This is a genomic window from Glutamicibacter sp. FBE19 (assembly GCF_015524875.1).
Classification (GTDB): Bacteria; Actinomycetota; Actinomycetes; order Actinomycetales; family Micrococcaceae; genus Glutamicibacter; species Glutamicibacter halophytocola.
Window position 1 is genome coordinate 270,018 of sequence record NZ_JACKQN010000004.1, and the last position, 18,814, is coordinate 288,831.

19 protein-coding genes are annotated in these 18,814 nt (G+C 59.2%); 6 read left to right on the forward strand and 13 right to left on the reverse strand.

Going from position 1 to position 18,814, the window contains the following annotated elements; all coding sequences use genetic code 11:
- The first annotated feature begins 32 nt into the window (after positions 1-32).
- A complete protein-coding gene (gene xylB, locus H6F58_RS09415) occupies positions 33-1,460 on the forward strand; it encodes a xylulokinase (protein WP_171919398.1) in 1,428 nt (475 codons plus the stop codon).
- A 9-nt stretch (positions 1,461-1,469) separates the two neighbouring features.
- On the forward strand, positions 1,470-2,738 hold the full coding sequence (locus H6F58_RS09420) for an FAD-binding protein (protein ID WP_195181646.1): 1,269 nt from the start codon (positions 1,470-1,472) through the stop codon (positions 2,736-2,738).
- Positions 2,739-2,856: 118 nt separating this feature from the next.
- Here H6F58_RS09420 and H6F58_RS09425 read toward each other — a convergent pair whose 3' ends face one another.
- The 5 genes from H6F58_RS09425 to H6F58_RS09445 form a co-directional block, all read right to left on the reverse strand.
- Positions 2,857-3,261 (reverse strand): hypothetical protein, encoded by a 405-nt coding sequence (locus H6F58_RS09425; protein WP_195181647.1) that lies wholly within the window; start codon positions 3,259-3,261, stop codon positions 2,857-2,859.
- A complete protein-coding gene (locus H6F58_RS09430) occupies positions 3,258-3,881 on the reverse strand; it encodes a nucleotidyltransferase domain-containing protein (RefSeq protein ID WP_060700339.1) in 624 nt (207 codons plus the stop codon). The genes H6F58_RS09425 and H6F58_RS09430 overlap by 4 nt, the downstream gene beginning before the upstream one ends.
- A gap of 351 nt (positions 3,882-4,232) precedes the next feature.
- Positions 4,233-5,186 carry an EamA family transporter gene (locus H6F58_RS09435; protein ID WP_206693583.1) on the reverse strand — a complete coding sequence of 318 codons (954 nt, stop codon included), beginning with the start codon at positions 5,184-5,186 and terminating at the stop codon, positions 4,233-4,235.
- Between the two features lie 44 nt (positions 5,187-5,230).
- Entirely contained in the window at positions 5,231-5,800 is a 570-nt protein-coding gene (locus H6F58_RS09440; RefSeq protein ID WP_195181649.1) for a TetR/AcrR family transcriptional regulator, read from the reverse strand.
- Positions 5,801-5,848: 48 nt separating this feature from the next.
- A complete protein-coding gene (locus H6F58_RS09445; RefSeq protein WP_195181650.1) occupies positions 5,849-6,748 on the reverse strand; it encodes a LysR family transcriptional regulator in 900 nt (299 codons plus the stop codon).
- 117 nt (positions 6,749-6,865) lie between these two features.
- On the opposite strand from H6F58_RS09445, the gene H6F58_RS09450 reads away from it, so the two are divergent.
- Both H6F58_RS09450 and H6F58_RS09455 read left to right on the forward strand, forming a co-directional pair.
- Positions 6,866-8,032, forward strand: a complete 1,167-nt coding sequence (locus H6F58_RS09450) for an FAD-dependent oxidoreductase (protein WP_195181651.1) — start codon at positions 6,866-6,868, stop codon at positions 8,030-8,032.
- Between the two features lie 81 nt (positions 8,033-8,113).
- The gene (locus H6F58_RS09455; protein ID WP_195181674.1) at positions 8,114-9,304 is read left to right on the forward strand and encodes an allantoate amidohydrolase; all 1,191 of its coding nucleotides are present in this window, start codon (positions 8,114-8,116) and stop codon (positions 9,302-9,304) included.
- A 460-nt stretch (positions 9,305-9,764) separates the two neighbouring features.
- Here the strand turns inward: H6F58_RS09455 and H6F58_RS09460 are convergent, their stop codons facing one another.
- From H6F58_RS09460 to H6F58_RS09470, 3 genes are read right to left on the reverse strand one after another with little or no spacing between them, the layout of a single operon-like run.
- Positions 9,765-10,895: a tyramine oxidase subunit B gene (locus H6F58_RS09460; RefSeq protein WP_146277423.1), complete on the reverse strand. Its 1,131-nt coding sequence runs from the start codon at positions 10,893-10,895 to the stop codon at positions 9,765-9,767.
- Positions 10,896-10,933: 38 nt separating this feature from the next.
- Entirely contained in the window at positions 10,934-11,281 is a 348-nt protein-coding gene (locus H6F58_RS09465; protein WP_146277421.1) for a P-II family nitrogen regulator, read from the reverse strand.
- A 24-nt stretch (positions 11,282-11,305) separates the two neighbouring features.
- The gene (locus H6F58_RS09470) at positions 11,306-12,544 is read right to left on the reverse strand and encodes an ammonium transporter (RefSeq protein ID WP_060700333.1); all 1,239 of its coding nucleotides are present in this window, start codon (positions 12,542-12,544) and stop codon (positions 11,306-11,308) included.
- A 377-nt stretch (positions 12,545-12,921) separates the two neighbouring features.
- Between H6F58_RS09470 and H6F58_RS09475 the strand changes: the two genes are divergently transcribed.
- Together H6F58_RS09475 and H6F58_RS09480 are read left to right on the forward strand one after the other, a co-directional pair.
- Positions 12,922-13,668: a gamma-glutamyl-gamma-aminobutyrate hydrolase family protein gene (locus tag H6F58_RS09475; RefSeq protein WP_195181652.1), complete on the forward strand. Its 747-nt coding sequence runs from the start codon at positions 12,922-12,924 to the stop codon at positions 13,666-13,668.
- 40 nt (positions 13,669-13,708) lie between these two features.
- Positions 13,709-14,242, forward strand: a complete 534-nt coding sequence (locus H6F58_RS09480; RefSeq protein ID WP_195181653.1) for a TetR/AcrR family transcriptional regulator — start codon at positions 13,709-13,711, stop codon at positions 14,240-14,242.
- Between the two features lie 170 nt (positions 14,243-14,412).
- Here the strand turns inward: H6F58_RS09480 and H6F58_RS09485 are convergent, their stop codons facing one another.
- From H6F58_RS09485 to kynU, 5 genes are all read right to left on the reverse strand, one after another.
- Positions 14,413-14,595: a hypothetical protein gene (locus H6F58_RS09485; RefSeq protein WP_195181654.1), complete on the reverse strand. Its 183-nt coding sequence runs from the start codon at positions 14,593-14,595 to the stop codon at positions 14,413-14,415.
- Positions 14,596-14,663: 68 nt separating this feature from the next.
- Complete coding sequence (locus H6F58_RS09490; protein ID WP_195181655.1) at positions 14,664-15,107, reverse strand: hypothetical protein; 444 nt, start codon at positions 15,105-15,107, stop codon at positions 14,664-14,666.
- Positions 15,108-15,180: 73 nt separating this feature from the next.
- Positions 15,181-15,804 (reverse strand): thymidine kinase, encoded by a 624-nt coding sequence (locus H6F58_RS09495; RefSeq protein ID WP_060700328.1) that lies wholly within the window; start codon positions 15,802-15,804, stop codon positions 15,181-15,183.
- A gap of 148 nt (positions 15,805-15,952) precedes the next feature.
- Positions 15,953-17,356, reverse strand: a complete 1,404-nt coding sequence (locus tag H6F58_RS09500; RefSeq protein WP_195181656.1) for an amino acid permease — start codon at positions 17,354-17,356, stop codon at positions 15,953-15,955.
- A 104-nt stretch (positions 17,357-17,460) separates the two neighbouring features.
- Positions 17,461-18,741, reverse strand: coding sequence for a kynureninase (gene kynU, locus H6F58_RS09505; RefSeq protein ID WP_195181657.1), 1,281 nt, complete (start codon positions 18,739-18,741; stop codon positions 17,461-17,463).
- Positions 18,742-18,814: the final 73 nt, after the last annotated feature.

Here is an 18,814-nt window from a genome sequence, read left to right on the forward strand (position 1 = left end):
CCAGAACCCACCGCAGAAAGCAGCCACATTCAATGACGCTTGTCGCCGGGATCGACTCCTCCACCCAGTCCTGCAAGGTTGTCATCCGCGACGCCGGCACCGGAGCCCTGGTCCGCTCCGGACGTGCCAGCCACCCGGAGGGCACCGAAGTGGACCCGGAGTTCTGGTTCAGCGCCCTGCAGGAAGCGATCGCCCAGGCCGGCGGCCTGGATGATGTGGCTGCGATCTCGGTGGGCGGGCAACAGCACGGCATGGTGGTGCTGGATGCCACCGGCGCGGTGATCCGCCCTGCGCTGCTGTGGAATGACAACCGCAGCGCGCAGGCGGCCACTGACATCATCGCCGAAGCCGGCAACGGCGACAGCGAGGCCGGCGCCGCCTACTGGGCACAGCGCACCGGCACCCTGCCCGTCTCCTCCATCACGCTAACCAAGCTGCGCTGGCTCAAGGACCATGAACCGGAAAACGCGGCCAAGGTCGCCGCGGTCTGCCTGCCCCACGACTGGCTGTCCTGGCGACTGGCCGGCAACGGCCCGGGCAGCGGCGCCGAAGGCTTGGCAGCCCTGCGCACCGATCGTTCGGACGCTTCGGGCACCGGCTATTACCGGGCCTCCGAGAACGCCTATGACCTCGAAGCGCTGGAGCAGCACCTGGGGCACGCCCCGATTCTTCCCACCGTGGCCGGCCCGCTGGAATCCATTGGCCGCACCGCTTCTGGCGCGCTGATCGGCCCTGGCGCGGGCGATAACGCCGCCGCCGGATTGGGTGTTGGCGCTACCGTCGGCGATGTGGTCATGTCGCTGGGCACCTCCGGCACGGTCTTCGCCGTCGCCGATGCACCCAGCGCAGATGCCACCGGGCTGGTGGCCGGGTTTGCCGATGCCACCGGTAACTACCTCCCGCTGGTATGCACCCTGAATGCCACCCGAATTTTTGATGCCACCGCAAATATCTTGCAGGTGAGCCTGGCAGAGTTTAACGACCTCGCGCTGTCCGCCAGCCCGGGCTGCGACGGCCTGGCGCTGCTGCCCTACTTTGACGGCGAGCGTACCCCGAACCTGCCAGATGCCACCGGTTCGCTGCACGGAATCACCCGGGCGAATTACACCGCACCGAACTTGGCCCGCAGCGCGGTGGAAGCGGTGGTCTGTTCTTTGGCCGACGGCCTGCAGGCGCTGGAGGCCCAGGGTGTTGCGGCGCAGCGCATCATCCTGGTGGGCGGCGGGGCTCAGTCCCGCGCGGTTCAGCACATTGCAGCCCAGGTGCTGGGCCTGCCGATCGTGGTTCCGGCACCGGGCGAATATGTCGCCGACGGTGCCGCTCGCCAGGCCGCCGGAGTGCTTGCCGGGCAGTTCCCGCAGTGGGCCCGGGATTCTGCCGAAGTCCCCGCCACAGAAGCAAGCCCGCATGTTTTGGAACGCTACCGTTCGCTGGTTTCCAGCCAGTGGACAGCAAAGTAGGGATTAGCCGTGAAGCTAGAGACCAGGGAACTGAACTGGGCCGGAAACCTCGAGTACCGGGCCAGCCAATTGCTGTACCCCACCAGCGTCGAACAGCTGCAGGAACAGGTTCGCGCAGCAACCAAGGTGCGAGCCTTGGGCTCTCGCCATTCCTTTAATGGCATCGCCGATACCAGTGAAACCTTGATTTCCTTGAGCAAGATGCCTGAAGTCATCGAGATCGATGCGAAGGCCATGAGCGTGCGCGTCAGTGGCGGAACCACTTATGGCGCGCTGGCTGATGCTCTTCAGCAAGCTGGTTTTGCGCTGCACAACCTCGCTTCCCTGCCGCATATCTCGGTGGCCGGGGCGGTAGCCACCGGCACCCATGGCTCGGGCGAAGCCCACGGCAACCTTGCTACCGCGGTCAGCGCGGTGGAACTGGTACTGGCCGATGGCTCGCAGCTATCCGCCAAGCGGGGCGACCCGAAGTTCAACGGCTACGTGGTGTCCCTTGGCTCCTTGGGTGTAATGACTCACCTGACCTTGGATATTGTGCCGAGCTTTGATGTTCAGCAAACCGTGTACGAGCAGCTGTCCTGGGACAAGGTGCTCGACAACTTTGCTGCCCTCCAGGCTTCTGCCTATAGCGTCAGCCTGTTCACCGACTGGAGCGGGGAGCTGGTAGGCCAGACCTGGCTCAAGCGCCGTGTTGGCGATGGCCTGGTCGATGATATTGACCAGGGCAAGTTTGGCGGATTCCCGGCCACCGCCGCGATGCATCCGCTGCCCGGGGCCGACGGCGCCATCTGCAGCGAACAGCTCGGAGCGGCTGGGCCGTGGTCCGACCGGCTCTCCCATTTCCGCATGGACTTCATGCCCAGTGCCGGTGATGAGCTGCAGACCGAATACCTGGTCCCGCGCGAACACGCGGTTGCGGCCATGGCCGCGATGCGACAGCTATCCCCGGTGCTCACTCCCTTGCTGCTGGTGGCCGAGGTGCGAACCATCGCCGCCGACGATTTATGGCTCAGCGGCAACTATGGCCGAGACGGCATTGCCCTGCACTTTACGTGGAAGCCGCAGCAGCAAGCAGTCGAGGCCATCCTCCCGCAGGTTGAATCCGCCCTCGCTCCCTACGCACCTCGCCCGCACTGGGGCAAGCTCTTTGCTGCCACCGCAGCAGATCTGCGTGGAATGTACCCGAAGTTCAACGACTTCATCGCATTAGCTCGGCGCTTGGATCCTGACGGCAAATTCCGCAACGAGTTCCTTCAGCGCAATATTTTTGGTGCGTAGTCACCGAATTACAACAAGTTCGGCCCAATGGGAGACGCAACAGGAAGGTTTCCTTTTCAATCCTGCATCGATCGCAATCGATAGGCCGCAAATCATCTCATTGAGGGCTGTTCCCCTGTTACGAAGATGCCTTTTCCACGATCGCCCGCGCTGCCCTCTCGGCCTGGATCAGCTTGGTATTGCTAATGGGGTCAAAGCCATATCCCGCCCGGGTCTTCATGTGCAGCAGGGTGTCTAGCAATTTTGCAGTTGCGGCATCCGCAGTTGCCAGCAACTTGACGGCATCTTGGTGACTGTCACACTGCGCATACTTGCCAAGAGAGACAGCACAAATAACGTCAGCAGCAGCAATCCCCGCATGAACGTACAGGGTCACCGCAGTGCCTGCCACGACCGAGTCATCCTCATAAAGACTACGAAGATCGTCCGCAGGTTGAAGGAATTGCCGAGCTTTGCTTAATCGGCCCTGACGCTCAGCTTTCCCTGCATCTACAGTCTTGATTTTGTCGTGTTTAGGGGTCACTGCGAAACCTTATGCCCACGTGCCATTCGCCGCAGCCACGCCGGGTCTCCCGCAACATCCACCCCGTCTTTGATAATGAGGTCAAATATCGGGGCTGGTTTTACCTCGGCGGCGCGATAGAGCAACGGCCGTACGTCATTGCCCGTCCACCGTGCGACCTTGCTGGCCAGGGCACCAGCCAATTCGTCGTCCAGCCCTTCCGGTGTTTCATCGGGCATCACGATGAGGATGTCAATGTCGCTGTCCGACCGCATTTCGCCTCGGGCCGCTGAGCCAAAGATCGTCGCCGTCACAGGCTTGACTGGCCAGCTGTTGATGACATCTTGGATTAGCGAGGTCAGCTCTCTTCTGGAATTGGCGATTTTCAAGATGACATCCGCCAGCAGATGTTCCCGATTCAGGGCATAGGAGTGGGTCCTGCCCGTTATTTGCTCGAGGACGACGCCCTGCTCCACCAATCGAGAGAGCGCCTTGCGCGCCCCCGTGGATGACCCCTCCTCGGGGAGCAGCCGATGGATAGCGGGAATGGTCAGATATTGTTCACTGCGCGATAGGACAGCGAGTACCTGCGAGTCCATTCCCGTTGATCCCAGGGCAGCGAATGGGTTCTGCAGCCGCATAGATGCCTCCTTTATCGACAACAAGTACGCTCTCCTGATACACGAAAGTGTACTTGAATTGACGGAAGAACATCTATGCGCACGAAAGTGCATATCTGATCTGCCCTACTTCCCCCATCTTTTGCGAAGTCAGTAAGCGATTCCCTAATTGATCAACGACAGCACACGCTCAGAATCATGCCGCAGCTTTCGTGGACGCGATGGCTTTGCCGTTCATATTATTTGGAAACCACAGCGACAAGCCGAGGAGACGATCCTGCCTCGCGCCCTGCGCACCTCGCCCGCACTGGGGCAAGCTCTTTGCAGCCAACGCAGGGCAGCTGAGCAGCATGCACCCGAAGTTCTACGACTTCATCGCATTAGCTCGGCGCTTGGATCCTGACGGCAAATTCCGCAACGAGTTCCTTCGGCGCAATATTTTTGGTGCGCAGTCGCTGAAACGATTGGACCTATATTCCGCGGGCTCCACACCAACAGGATCAATAGCGCAACAGCAATCAGTGCCATGCCCGCCCAGCCCGTGAACCCCAAATGCTCCGAGAGCAATCCGACGGCCAATGCGGCGGCAACGGCTGGCTCGCTCAGCGTCACTGTGGTGGCGGTGCTCGCCGGCACCTTGGCCAGCGCCATGCCAAATGCGAGATAGCCCAGGAACATCGGAATCAGTGCCAGATAAGCAGCGACCATGAAGTTCTGGGCGCTGTCCAGAAGTGGCGCGCCGGAGAAAAGCAACACCGGCATCAGCAGCAAGCCTCCGACCCCGAAGACCGAACCCACGGCACCTTGTCGGCCAATCCCAGCCCGGATCAACCGTCCGGTAGCCCATGAATAGCAGGCGTAGCTGGCGCCGGCGACAAGCCCGAGCAGGCACCCTGCCACTACGCCAGTGCCGCTGCCCCCGCTCTCCGCGGCTCGCGAGAATCCAAGCAGGGTGCTTCCCGCGATCCCCAGGACCGCCGCGGCATGCCAGCGCACCGTCAATCGTGCACCGTCAGCGAATCGTTCAAGGATTCCAGAAAAGAGCGGGGCCGTGCCCAAGGAGATCACGGTGCCCAGCGCTACTCCTCCCATGGACATGGAACTGTAGAAGGCCAGCGGATAGATCATGACGGCCACCCCGCCGAAGATCACCAGGCCCTTGTTATCAACCAGTGCGCTGCGGTCGCCCCACACCCGGCGTGCTCCCACCGCGCACTGCAGCAGTCCGCCAATTCCCAGCGAGGCAGCACCGATGGCAAGTGGCGAAACCTCTGGTGCTTGTGCCGCCACGGTGCCGGTCGTCCCCCACAAAATGGAGGCGAGCAATAAGAGCCCGATAGCTCCTCCTGCACCATTTTGGCGCGGCCTGTTCACAGTGCTCCAACCATGTCGCTGATCATGGACCGCGCTCGCAAGAGCAACGCGCTGCTCCCCTCCAGACCGGCACGCGATATTGCGCCTTCCAGCAGGAAGGAAATCTGCCCGGCCAGCAGGGCAGCCTGTTTTTTCGCAGTCAGGGTTTCCAAATGGCCGGCAAGAAGTTGTTCCACCTGGGACTTGTGAGCCGCGACAATCGCACGACCCGGATCTCCGGCTGGCAGTTCAGCGGCGGCATTAAGCAGGCCACAGCCGCGGAAACCGTGCTCATACCCGGCTTCCGCGTGGTCAATGTAGGCGTCTACAACGGCGAGCACTCCACCGGCTCCAGCGCTCGCCTTTTCCAGGCGCCTTTGATAGAGCGCCAGCCACTCCTGGTGACGGGCCTGAAGATAAGCGAGAACCAATCCGGTTTTTGACTCGAAGTTGTTGTAAAGGCTCATCTTGGCCACACCGGCCTTGGCGATCACCGCATCGATTCCGGTGGCCGATATCCCGTCGGCATAAAAAAGCTGTGCGGCCGCGTCGAGAAGCTTGGTGCGGGCTGTGATGCGAGGTGACATGAAAACTCCAAAGTAGACCGTTCTGTCTACTTTAAGAGAGTAGCCAACTTATACCGATCGGTCTAGCTGCTGCCCGCCCTCGAGATCAGCTTCAAGCAAGCACTCGTGGAAAGCCGAGGCTGCAGGATTTTCAACCCCCGTGCCTGCATAGAGCCGCGTCTTCGGCTCGCCAGACAAAGGATGGAATGAGACCTCGGGCATCTGGAAGCGGGAAACCGACGCTGGCAGGATTGAGACTCCCAGCCCGGCAGCAACCAGCCCGAGGATGGTCTCCTGATGGATCGCCCGCTCCACAATTCGAGGGGGCGTATGCCCGTCAAACAATGAGTGCACCAGGGAATAGAAGCCGCTCATGTACTTGTAGGGGAACAGGACAAAGTCTTCCTCTGCTAGCTCGCTAGCGTCGATCTGATCCTGGTTGCCCAGGCGATGCCCTGCAGGAAGTGCCACCACCAGCGGCTCCGAATGGATTTCCCGCAGTTCGATACCGGGCACTCGCGTTGGGTCACGCAGAATCCCAAGGTCGAGACTGCCCTCCAGCAACTTTTCTATCTGCTCGTCCGTAGTCAGCGGGTTCAGCACCAGCTCCACATTCGGACGCAGCTCACGGAACCTGCGCAGTGCTGAGGGCATGGTGGCATAGCTCGCCGAGCTGACAAATCCAACATTGAGCCGCCCGCGCAGCCCCAGCCCGGCTTCCGTGAGTTCCCGGTTGGCCTTGTCCAGGTCGGACAGCAGCGGCTTGATCCGATCCAGGTACATTCGCCCGGCCGGGGTAAGGCTCACGCTGCGGGTAGTTCGATCAAAAAGCTGGACCCCCAGCTCTTGCTCCAGCTTTTTCACAGCCACCGTCAGGGGTGGCTGGGACATGCGGAGCTCTTCGGCGGCGCGGCCGAAATGCAAATGTTCTGCAACAACGAGGAAGTAGTGAAGGTGGCGCAGTTCCATGCAGTCTATTTTTGCACAAAAACTAATAATGTCTAGGAAAAAAGTATTGGACTGCCTAATAATACGCGTGAGTTACTAGAGGTAGAACAACAAAGATGCCCAGATCAGGAGCAAGCCATGAGCACCTCGTCCCAGTCCCCCTCCGCAGAATACGTCGTCATTGGGGCAGGTCTGGCCGGCTCTTCAACAGCCTGGCGACTAGCTCAGCGAGGCTACGAAGTCGCATTGCTTGAACGCAAGGTACCAGCGGCAGCCGATGCCAGTTCGCATGGCTCCGCACGAATTTTCCGCTACGCCTACCCCGACCAGTTCTACACGGATCTTGTTGTCCGCGCCCGTACCGCTTGGGACGAGTTGGAAGAAGCCAGCGGCAGCCAGCTGATCGCCCCGCATGGCTCCGTCGACTACGGCCCTTTGCGCAACCCCCGGCACCTCGCCGAAATTCTCGCAAACTCCGGCGTGGAGCATGAACTGCTCTCGGCCGCTGAGGCGCGCAACCGCTTTAACGGAATCAACTTCGATACCGAGGTTCTCTGGCACCCCGGGGCCGGGGTGTTGGATTCCGAACGCTCCGTCCAAGCGATGGTCGCACAGGCAAAGATCCACGGAGCCAAGGTTGAAACCCAATGGCCCGTCGCCTCAGTCGAGGCAACAGCTAATGGCTACAAGCTCACCTCCAGCGACGGCCGCACCTATCTCGCTTCCAAGATCATCGTCACCGCAGGTGGCTGGCTGCCAGAACTGCTCGGCAATCTGCCATTGCCCTCCGGCTTCCTGCGCAGCATCCCCACGATGGACATCTATCAAGAGAATGCCTACCACTTCCCCTACCGGGACCAGGATCCCGAGGCCCGCCTGGCATGGCCCACCTACATCCACAAGGATCCTGCTTTCAAGTCCTACGGCCTGCCCGGTGGACGCGATGCAAGCTTCCGCGGCCAAAAGGTAGCAGAGTACATGGCCGGGCACCGCATGGACACCGCCAGTCAGCAGAACGGCCAGATCGATCCGGCCAACCGCGAACGCGTGATCGAGTACGTGAAAAAGTACCTTCCCGGACTGGAACCCACGCCCTACGCGGAGACCACCTGCATCTTCAGCGCAACCCCCACCGAGGATTTCATCATGGATGAAGCGGATGGCATCACCATCCTCTCCCCTTGCTCGGGGCATGGCGCCAAATTCGGTCCGCTGCTCGGCGAACTGGCGGCAGACCTCGCCACCGGGGCGCGCGAAACCCCCGAGCTTTTCCGCCTGGCATCCCACGCCAAGGCCATGGCCTAGAAGACCGAGCAGAAAGCCCTTTTGGAGAATCCCTTGTTCAACATCCCGCTAGACCTGCCCACGACGACGGTCACCGAGCTCATGGCAGGCATCGCTGAAACCGGCCAAGACCAGCTGCGAGGCGGCTACTCCCGCCCAGTGTATTCCAGCGCTGAAATTGATTTGCGCACCTGGTTCATCGAGCAAGCCACTCGACGGCAGCTGAGCGTTGAGGAAGACGGCAACGGTGCACTATGGGCATGGTGGGATTTGCCGACCGGCGTCCGCACCAACGCTGTAGTTACCGGTAGCCACCTTGATTCGGTTCCCGGCGGCGGACCCTTTGACGGTCCGTTGGGTGTAGCCAGCGCACTAATTGCCTTTGACCTGATGCAGTCACGCAATCTTGTGCGCACCCGAGCCATGGCCATCGTGGTCTTCCCGGAAGAAGAAGGCTCCCGCTTTGGCGTGGCTTGCCTGGGTTCGCGCCTGCTCACCGGAGCCATCGACCGGGACAAGGCCCTGAACCTGAAGGACCCCGACGGCAACAGTTTTGCCGATATCGCTACCAGAAATGGCCTTGATCCACGCTTCATCGGCTCGGACCGCCGCCTCTTGGGACAGATTGGCGTCTTCGTCGAGCTGCATGTGGAACAGGGACTCGGCCTGGCAGACCTTGATCATCCGGTAGCCATCGGCGGATCCATCCTCGGCCACGGCCGCTGGAAGCTGAGCATGCTCGGGCAAGGCAACCACGCCGGAACAACGCTCATGTCCGACCGCAAGGACCCAATGGTGGCCGCTGCCCGGAGCATTGCCGCGGTGCAGCATATTGCCCGCTCGCGAGATAACGCACGAGCTACCGTGGGCCGGCTGCAGCCGGTGCCAGGCGGAACCAACGTCATCGCTTCGCGCGTGGACTACTGGCTGGACGTGCGGCATCCAGATGATGCGGTGACCGCCGGAGTAGTTCAAGAGATTCACGAATCAGCGCGGATCATTGCCGCTGAAGAGGGGTGTACGCTGGAATTTTCCCAGGAGTCGTTGAGCCCGACGGTAACTTTTGATGCAGGGCTTTCTGGGAAACTTTCCCTGGCGCTCCCCAAAGCACCGGTACTGGATACCGGTGCGGGGCATGACGCTGGAGTACTGGCCGGGCACGTACCGAGTGCCATGATCTTTGTCCGCAATCCCAACGGTGTCTCCCACTCCCCCGAAGAATACGTGGAAGACGCTGATGCTGAGCTCGGTGCGGCAGCTCTGGCCGACGCCTTGTCGTCTTTGCTGTCATAGCTGCTCCGCAGCTAAAAGCGCAGTGCCGGATACCGGTGCTGCGCTTTTGCGTGTTTTGAAATGGATGGTGCTTGTCACCTGGGATTCAGGGGCGCTCTTCCCAGAACATTACTCATGCCTATCGCAAGAGAATAGTCGTTCCATGCAACGCTGCACTCGATGCAACCCGGCACTGGTAGAGAACGGGAGCCGACAAGTCTTCCTAGCTTTCTAGCTTCCTAGCTTCCTAGCTTTCTAGCTTCCTAGCTTCCTAGCTTCCTAGCAAGCATGCATTTTTGCCCGCAGGCACTCAATCGCTCTCCCAAATTCCACTGACGATTCCTGCACCTGTCTCAAGCCCAGAATCCGTTGGAAATGCCCTCGCAATCTGCTCCGGACATGGCAAATCCCCGGAAAGCGGCCACACTCCGCTTTCCGGGGATCTGCGTTTATCTAAGTCCGGCAAGCCGGACCTAAAACTCTAGGCGAGGACCGGGGCGTCCCACAGGTTCAGGACCTGGCCAATGTTCTTCTCCTCGGCCGACTGGTACAGATCGGTAGCCCATGCCACGTCTTCAATCGGCATGCCACCCACCGAGTAGAGGATGATTTCTTCATCATTGCGGCGAGCCGGGATCTTGCCGGTAGCGACGTCAGCAATCTCTTCCAGCTTGGATTCGGGCAGCTTGCCTTCACGCATCAAATCATGGAAGTGAGTGCCGGGAATCCCCAGCAGCTGATAGGCCTGGGTGCCGTACTCCTCAGCCCACGCATCGTACAAGCCGCGGGCATCGAGAATCAGCCGAGCGTCGTTGATGACAAAGTCATCATCAAAACGTGCAGCCGCGGGCAGCAGCAAGAGAGCTCCGGGCTTGATGGCTGCGGTTGGGAAGTAAGGGAACGCCTCGGATCCCTTGATGTCGGTGCTGGTGGTCGCCATAATGACGTCCGCATCCTTGATCGCTTCCTCAACAGTGTCAGCGGCCACAATCGACTTCACCTGCGGGAAGTTGTCACGGATGTACTGCGCAAAGGTCTCCACGCCAGCGGCCGAACGGCCCTTGACGGTCACGGTGTCGATGCTCGGACGCAGTGACAGGGTCGCGTCAATGACGGACTTGGCAATCACACCTGGGCCAACGACGGCAGCAACCTTGGCATCCTGCTTGGCCAGGTGCTTCACGCCAACCCCCGGAACGGCTCCGGTGCGGTAGGCACTGAGCAGGTTTGCGCTCATCACAGCCATCGGGGCGCCTGTGTCGGTGTCGTTAAGGGTGAACAGGTGAATGGACCGGGGCTGGCCCTTGGCCCGGTTCGCGGTGTTCGAGCCGTACCACTTCACGCCCGTGGTCCCGAATCGTCCACCGAGATAGGCCGGCATGGCCATGAAACGGCGGTCAGGGCCATCGCTTGGCATGCCTTCGTGAACAGGGTTCTGCGGGAAGGTGATCATCGCTCCGTGCGAGTTTCCGTTCTCGCCGGCCATCCGGTAGTCCCCATTGCGCAACAGGATCAGCGCTTCTTCCATCACGTCGGTGCAACGGGTGATGTCGGTGACTCCTGCTGCGATCATGTCCTGTTCGCTGAGGTAGCGGAAGTTGATAGTAGTCATGTGGTGCTCCTTTGCTGGATTTTCTAATCGATCAATGCTCAGATGGCTGCTTCGCCGGTTTCGCCGGTTCGCACGCGGATGATCTGTTCCAGTGAAGAAACCCAGACCTTGCCGTCGCCGATTTCGCCGTCCTCGCCGGTTTTTGCGGTGCTGACAATAAGGTCCAGGGCGCGTTCCAAATCCGATTCTGCAACCAGCAGTTCCAGGCGGATCTTGGTCCTGAACTTCACTGAGAATTCTTGGCCTCGGTAATACTCGGTGCGCCCGCCCTGGGCGCCCCGGCCCTGGACTTCGGTGGCGGTCACTCCCGAGAAGCCGGCCTTCTCCAATTCGGAACATATGGATTCAAGCCTGATGGGCTTGATAACTGCGGTGATAAGTTTCATGGCAGAGCCTTTCTGTTCAGGCTGCTAGAGCTGACGGCTGTCGTAGGCGGATTCGGCATGGATGGAGTTATCCAACCCAGCCTCTTCTTCCGCCTCGCTGACGCGAATTGGGGAAATCTTGTTCATCACCCAGGCGATGGCGAAGGTCATGGCGAAGCTGTAAATCAAGGTGGCGGCAATCGCGATCAGCTCGTGGCCCAGCTCGGCGAAGTGGCCACCGAAGAAGATGCCAGCCATTTCACCTGGCGCTTTTGGATTGGCGAAGAAGGTCGCGAACAGCGAACCGGTGATGCCGGCGATGCCGTGCACCGCAAAAACATCCAGCGAGTCATCAATCTGGTGGCGACGCTTCCAGGTGATGGCCCACGCGGCAGCTGCTGCGGCAAGGAAACCGACCATTAGTGCGCCAATGGGACCCACCACGTCGGCCACCGGGGTGATGCCGACCATTCCGGCAATGGCTCCGGTACCCAAACCCAGCATGGTGGCATGGCCATCACGGACACGCTCGATCGTGATGAACCCCAGCATGCCACCGCACAGGGCCAGCAAGGTAGTGAGGATGACGTATTGGGCCATGAAATTCGCTCCGCCGGCGGTGCCGCCGTTGAACCCCATCCAGCCAGTAGCAAGCAAGCCCACGCCGATCATCATCAGCGGCAGGTTATGCGGACGCCCCGGGTGCATTTTTCGCTTGCCCAAGACCACGGCCAGCGCCAGACCCGCAGCACCGGCATTCATGTGCACCGCGGTGCCACCGGCAAAGTCGTGGAAGCCCAGTTTGTTGCGCAACCAGCCGCCGACGGCGCCGGTCTCTGGATTATCAAGCGCAAAGACCCAGTGTCCCAGTGGGCAGTAGACCAAAATGATCCACAGGGCCACGAAGACCAGCCAAGCACCGAATTTCATGCGTCCGGCAGCGCCGGAAGCTACCAGCGCCACGGAGATTGCGGCAAAGAGGATGTAGAACGCACCCCAGAAGGTTCCTCCCGCCTCGTCGTCGGACATGAAGTCGGAGAAGAAGGTGTAGTCGAAGGGATTGCCGATGATTCCTGCGCCCCCGAGCGAATCACCGAGAACCAGTCCATGGCCGATAACCACGTAGACAACGCCGGTCACCGCCAATGCGCTGAGCACCATCAGCATCATGTTCAGGACGTTGCGTCCGTTGAGCATGCCACCGTACAGCATTGCCAGTCCTGGGAACATCAGCAGGACCATGGCGAATGCCGCCAGGAGCCATGCCATGTCAGCGGCTTCCATGATGGGCGCCCCTTTCGAAGTTTGTGTTTGCGAGCAATTTCAAACTATCGATGCAACATTCCGCTTCGCTTTCGAATCCATTTCCAGCAAGCAACATAATGTTTCGTTTCACAGCCCAAATATCGACCGTGTGAATTCTTTGTAAAAGGCCGGTCATCAGCGGACTTCTTGTAGGTTGACGGGCACCTCGAAGATATTCTGGAAGGCAATTATTAGCGGTCGACATGGCTTTATTAGCCAGTCGCTATAGATGAACTTGGGGAAACATGCAGGAAACATCCGCGATTCCACTACGAAATCCGGGACTTGTAGCTTAGGTTTCATCAACCCTTATCGGCCATTTTCACAGGCCCGAAATGCATTAGTTGGAGCTGGTCTTGGCACCTTTGAATTTCACGGTTCTGCACATACGCGAATCCCGACCGCATAACCCCCTATTCCAGCAGGAACTTGATGAGCTCAACGAAAACACCGTCGGCCAGATCATCGATGCCGGGCACAACGCAGCGCTGGTTCCATGCAATGATCTAAGCCTCGAGCAGGTGCTGCAGATTGTTGACGCGGCAGACGCAGTGCTGGTCATGGGCGGCGAAGATGTCGAGCCATCGCTCTACGGGCGCACCTCGGCCTACCCCGGAGGTGGTCATCACGAGCTTGCTGCGGACCGGAACCACATCGCGGCCATCCAGCATGCCATCGCCACCAGGACGCCTTTGCTCGGAATCTGCCGTGGCCTGCAGCTGTTAAACGTTGCCTTGGGCGGCACCTTGATTCAGCACCTGGAGAATGCCGATGCCCACCGCAGCACGGGCAGTGATCCTTTTGTCGAATCCCGTTTCGACTCCATCGCTTCCGGGCTGGAAGAAGACCTGTCTGCCAAGGCCACCCACAAGTGCACACATCACCAAGCCATACACGAGCTGGGCAAGGGCCTGCAGATCGCAGCCATGTCCACCGACGACATTATCGAGGCGGTCGTGCACGAGTCAGCTCCAGTGACCGCAGTGCAATGGCACCCGGAACATCCCCACACTGCTTCCAGCCAGCTCCGCGCGCTGATCCAGCGCTTGGCAATGCAGTGCCAGGCAGCATCAGGCGTAGTTCCCGAACTCGTCAACGGCTAGCACGCCGGAGAGCTGCCTGCCGGAGGCTAGACTTGGTCTTATGGCATTGACTCAGTTAGCGGTCGTGAGTACCGCGGTCGACATCCTGCAACAGTTCGGGTTGGCTGACTTGTCGATGCGCCGTCTGGCCAAGGAGCTGGATGTTCAAGTTGGCGCTCTCTACTGGCATGTGAAGAACAAGCAGGAATTGCTGGCCCAGGTGGCCGCCAAGCTGCTCAACACTCCGCAGCTCTCGGTCAATGCCGATGACTTCAGCACTCCTGCCGATGCCATTCTTCAGCTTTCTCGGCGGCTGTATCTCGCGTTGTTGCCGATTCAGGACAGCCCTGAAGTCATTGAAGTTGCCACCGCAATGCAGGCCACCGAGCTGGCTCCAGTTCTGCAATTGCGCGAGCTCTTGGAAGCTTCGGGACTGTCTGCCGAGAACGCCCGCCACGGTCAGCAATTGCTGCTCAACCACATCCTCGGGTCTGTCGCCTTCCGCCAGAACCTCGTGCAGTTGGATGTTGATGCACCGCTAGCGGATGGCTTCGATTGGGGACTGCAAAGAGCTGTTGCAGGGCTGGTCAGCTGATAAGTCAGGTTAGAGCCCTATACTGATTCTTGAAGAAACTGAACTGGTACCGGCTTCGGCCCGTCAAGGTTCCGGGCTCCCGGCGACTGCTGCGGCAAAAGGGGGCTTCTTCGCCGATTACCCTTCGCTTTTGCTTGGCCCCTAATGTGACTGGGCATTCTCCAACAGCGTCAGAACGCGCTAAGCGCAAATACCACGAAGAAAAATGCGCAGGCCCAGAAGGCCACAAGCGCCCAATTGCCAAAGAACTTGTCTTCTTCGGAACCGGTTTCCTTCCGGTCTCGGCGTTCCCATTCGAATACACCGATGAACAACAAGGCCAAGAGCAAGGCAATGATTGCCGCGACTATCACTTAGGACCAGCTTTGGAATCGTTCACGCACCTGACAATATAGTTCAGTCCGTCGCTTATCGACGTGAGTTATTTCGGACAGCCGTCACGTACTAACCGCGTCATAGATTTGGGGCACATGGCGTGCCACCAGTCTCTTGAACCGAATTTGTCGTATTCACCATTGGAGAACATCTCGATGCCAGAGGTATCAGCGCTGGTTCGGTAATAGGTGATGATCGGATCCCCTTCAGTAGTTGGCGATAAAACAGCCGACTCGGCTTTGCGCTCACCTGTCGCTGCATCCATGCAGTCAATGGCCTCTGCTGGTATCTGTTCACCCTGGGCAAGGGTTATCTCCCCACAGGAATCACGTTGAACATCATCATGGAATGCCGAGGGCGCACGATCGGAATTTCGGGATTTTTCGAATATGTCTTGGGGCCCCGGCTGTCCATCAGGTGTCGCCCCAGCACACCCGGATAGCATCAGCATCGCAAGAACAACGAGAAGCAAGCCAACCGGAATCTTCATGTACAGAGTCTTGCACACGAGACTTCACCAGAAAATTGGCGTAATCGAAACGTGACTTGGGAGTGTTCGAGGGCTAACTCAGCTTGCCGCCAGAGGCTTCCAGATAGCAGGTCGCACATAGCGACTCGTACCAAACGTCGTCACCGTCGATAGCTACCTGGTCTCCGTCAAAGACCACAGCTTCACCAACCCGTCGGGTGTTAAACATCGCCTTGCGCCCACAACGGCAAATGGTCTTCAGCTCTTCCAAGGAATGGGCGAGCTCCATCAGGCGGGCCGAGCCCGGGAAGGCATGGGTGCGGAAGTCAGTGCGGATGCCATAGGCCAATACCGGTACGTTATCCAGCACTGCGATACGCAGCAGATCGTCAACTTGTTCGCGGGAGAGGAATTGCGCCTCATCCACCAGAAGGCATGCCACCGGTGGAGCATCGACATGCGTCAACAACGCATCGGGGTCATCTCCCGAGCTCTGTGCAGCGAATTGTTCCCTGACGTTATCTTCAGGGCTAATGGTGAAGTCGGCGATGCGCTTGATTCCCAGTCTCGAAACGATCGAGTTCTCGCCCTTGGTATCCACGCCAGGCTTAGCCAGCAGGATTCGCTGGCCCCGTTCTTCATAGTTGAAAGCAGCCTGGAGCAAACTCGTGGACTTGCCAGAATTCATTGCTCCGTAGCGGAAATACAACTTGGCCACTATCGCTCCTCCAAGAATCGTTGCGCCAACTAACTAGATGGCACCCTACGATCTTAGTGCCAGCACCCTGATTCTGTGGCGGCTACACTCGGGCCGCACTCGATCCAGCTCAACTCACAGCTGGGCTGTTGGCCTGCCCTACCAAGAACTAAACGGATTCCTTCTGCGTTTTTCTGGCAAAAACTAGCCAGTACAGTACCGACATCACTACGACGAAAGGTACGCCGAAGATCAACGTGAACTTGAACTGGGGAACAAAGTACGAGGTCACCAGCAAGGCAGCCAGCAAGAGAGCGCCAAGGATGGACGCAGCTGGGTACCCGAACAGCTTGAACTCCAAGACTTCCTGTTCGCGTTTCACCCTGCGCCGGAAGGACACGTGGGTTAGCAGAATCATGAGCCAGGTAGCCAGCGCGCCGAAGGTGGCCAAAGACAGCATGATGCCGAATCCTCCATCGGGAACCAGTGCATAAACCACGGCGGCGACGGCAATGCCGCCGGCAGACATCCACACTGCATGAATCGGCGCCCCTGCACGGTTGGTCCGATGCGCAATGCGTGGCGCATGACCTGAATCAGCCAGGGAATGCAGCATGCGAGTTGCGGCATATAGTTGTGCGTTCATGGCCGAGAGCGCTGCAATAATCAGCACAAAATTCAACACGGAATCAGCAAAGGGTATACCCACCTGGGACATCACCGTCACGAAGGGCGAGCCCCCGGAAATCAGTTCGCTGGTTGGCGCGACTGCCAGGATGAGAGCCATGGTGAATACGTAGAAGAGCAAGAGCCTCAGGAAGGAAACCTTGAAGGACTTGCGCACCGCAATCTTCGGGTTTCGGGCCTCGGCGGCAGCAATCGAGATGGCTTCAATTCCCATATAGGAGAAGATCGCAACGATCACCGCGCTCCAGGTGCCAAACAATCCGTTGGCGAAGAAACCGCCTTCAGCGCTGTAGTTATGCACGCCAAACTGGTCTTGCGGATCATGGAAAACCAGCCACAGGGCGATGATGATGAAGGCAAGAACCGCAAAAACCTTGATTGCCGAGAACCAGTATTCGGTGGTTCCGAAGATCTTCACGCTGCAGAAGTTCACAGCCAAGAGGACGGCGGAGAAAATGGCCACCCACCACAGTCCGGGAATTTGCGGGAACCAGTACTGCATATATTCGCCGACGGCACTGACCTCGGTACCGACCGCGAAGATCAGCGCGGACCGATACAGGTATTTGGTGAGGTATCCGGCGAAACGGCCCAGATACCGTTCGGCGTAAACGCCAAAGGATCCTGCCACCGGTTGCTTGACCGTCATTTCGGCGAGCGCACCCATCACCAGCAGGGCCACCACGCCACCGATCACGTAGCTGAGGATCACCGATGGCCCAGCCATCATGATGGCCAGCTTGCTGCCGGCAAAAAGCCCGGTGCCAATGGCACTGCCCAGGGCAATCATGGACATTTGCGCAGGGGTCAGTGATTTCTTCAGACCCGACCCGACGTCAGTGGCGCGTACCGGCTGCTTGTCCAACGATGCTCCCTTGAAACTCATACGAACAGCACGGCATCAGAACATGCCGTGCTGCGTATAAGCGTACTCTGGCCATCGCAGGCCATCGGTGGAGCAATCGCAAATTGCCGCCGCTGGTTTCCCGGCTACGTCACGGCATTTCGTACGGCGTACTCTTCACGCTGCCATGCGCCGGTGTGCAGAATTTCACGCAGTTTCTCCACGGCATCCCAGATATCGGTGCGTGTCAGGTACAACGGGGTGATTCCAAAGCGCAGGACTTCGGGCTCGCGGTAATCTCCGATGACGCCGTGGTCGATCAGCGCGGCGATGATTTCGTAGCCATGCTCGTGGCGGAAGCTCACGTGGCTGCCCCGGGCCGTATGCTCTCGTGGAGTCACCAGTTCCAGGCCGTATCCCGCGCACCGGGTCTCAACCAGCGTGATGAACAGGTCCACCAGCTCAAGCGACTTGGCCCGCACCTGAACCATATCGGCTTCCAAGGCGATATCGAGTCCTACCTCGACCATGGCCAGCGAGGTCATTGGCTGGGTGCCGCACATGAATCGGCGGATGTCATTGGCTGGCGTGTAGCTTTGCGACATTTCGAATGGCTTGTTGTGGGACCACCATCCTGACAGGGGCTGCCAGAAGCGTTCGTGATGGCGGGCGTTGACCCAAATGAAGGCCGGTGAGCCCGGTCCTCCGTTGAGGTATTTGTAGGTGCACCCCACCGCGTAGTCTGCATCTGCGAGATTCAAGTCGATCGGTACCGCACCTGCGGCATGGGCCAGGTCCCAAATAACCAGCGCGCCGGCAGCGTGGACCGCGGCGGTGATTTCATCCATATTCCACATCGCGCCGGTTCGGTAATTCACATGCGACAGTGCCACGACTGCAACGTTGTCATCTAAAGCTGCGCGCAGTGAATCTTCGTCATCAATCAGCTTCACCTCATAGGCGACACCGGTTTCCTGTGACAGCGAGTTGACGAGGTCGGCCAGGCCTTCGGCGATGTAAATGTCGGTAGGGAAATTATCGCGTTCGGTCAGGATCACTCGACGTTCAGGCGCATCGGCCTTTTGCGTACGCAGAGCGGACGCCAGAGCTTTAAAAAGGTTCAGCGTGGTGGTGTCGGTGATTGCAGTTTCGTTCGGCTTCCCGCCGATCATGCTGCCGAGCTTGTCCCCCAGCTTCAGCGGCAGGTCGAACCAGCCAGCGGTATTCCATGAACGGATCAGCCCTTGTCCCCATTCTTCGCTGACCACCTGGCCTGCGCGTTCGGCAGCGCCCTTGGGCAAAGCCCCGAGCGAGTTCCCGTCAAGGTAGATGATGTTTTCGGGCAAGATGAAACGGTCCGCGAAAGCGGTGAGCGGATCCGCAGCGTCCAGCTGGGCCAAGGAATGGCGAGTCAACTCGGTAGGCATTTTGCTCCTAAGATTTCGGTTCTCTGCACTGTAGACATCGTAGAATTGAACACGAGATTATGCGACTGAATCC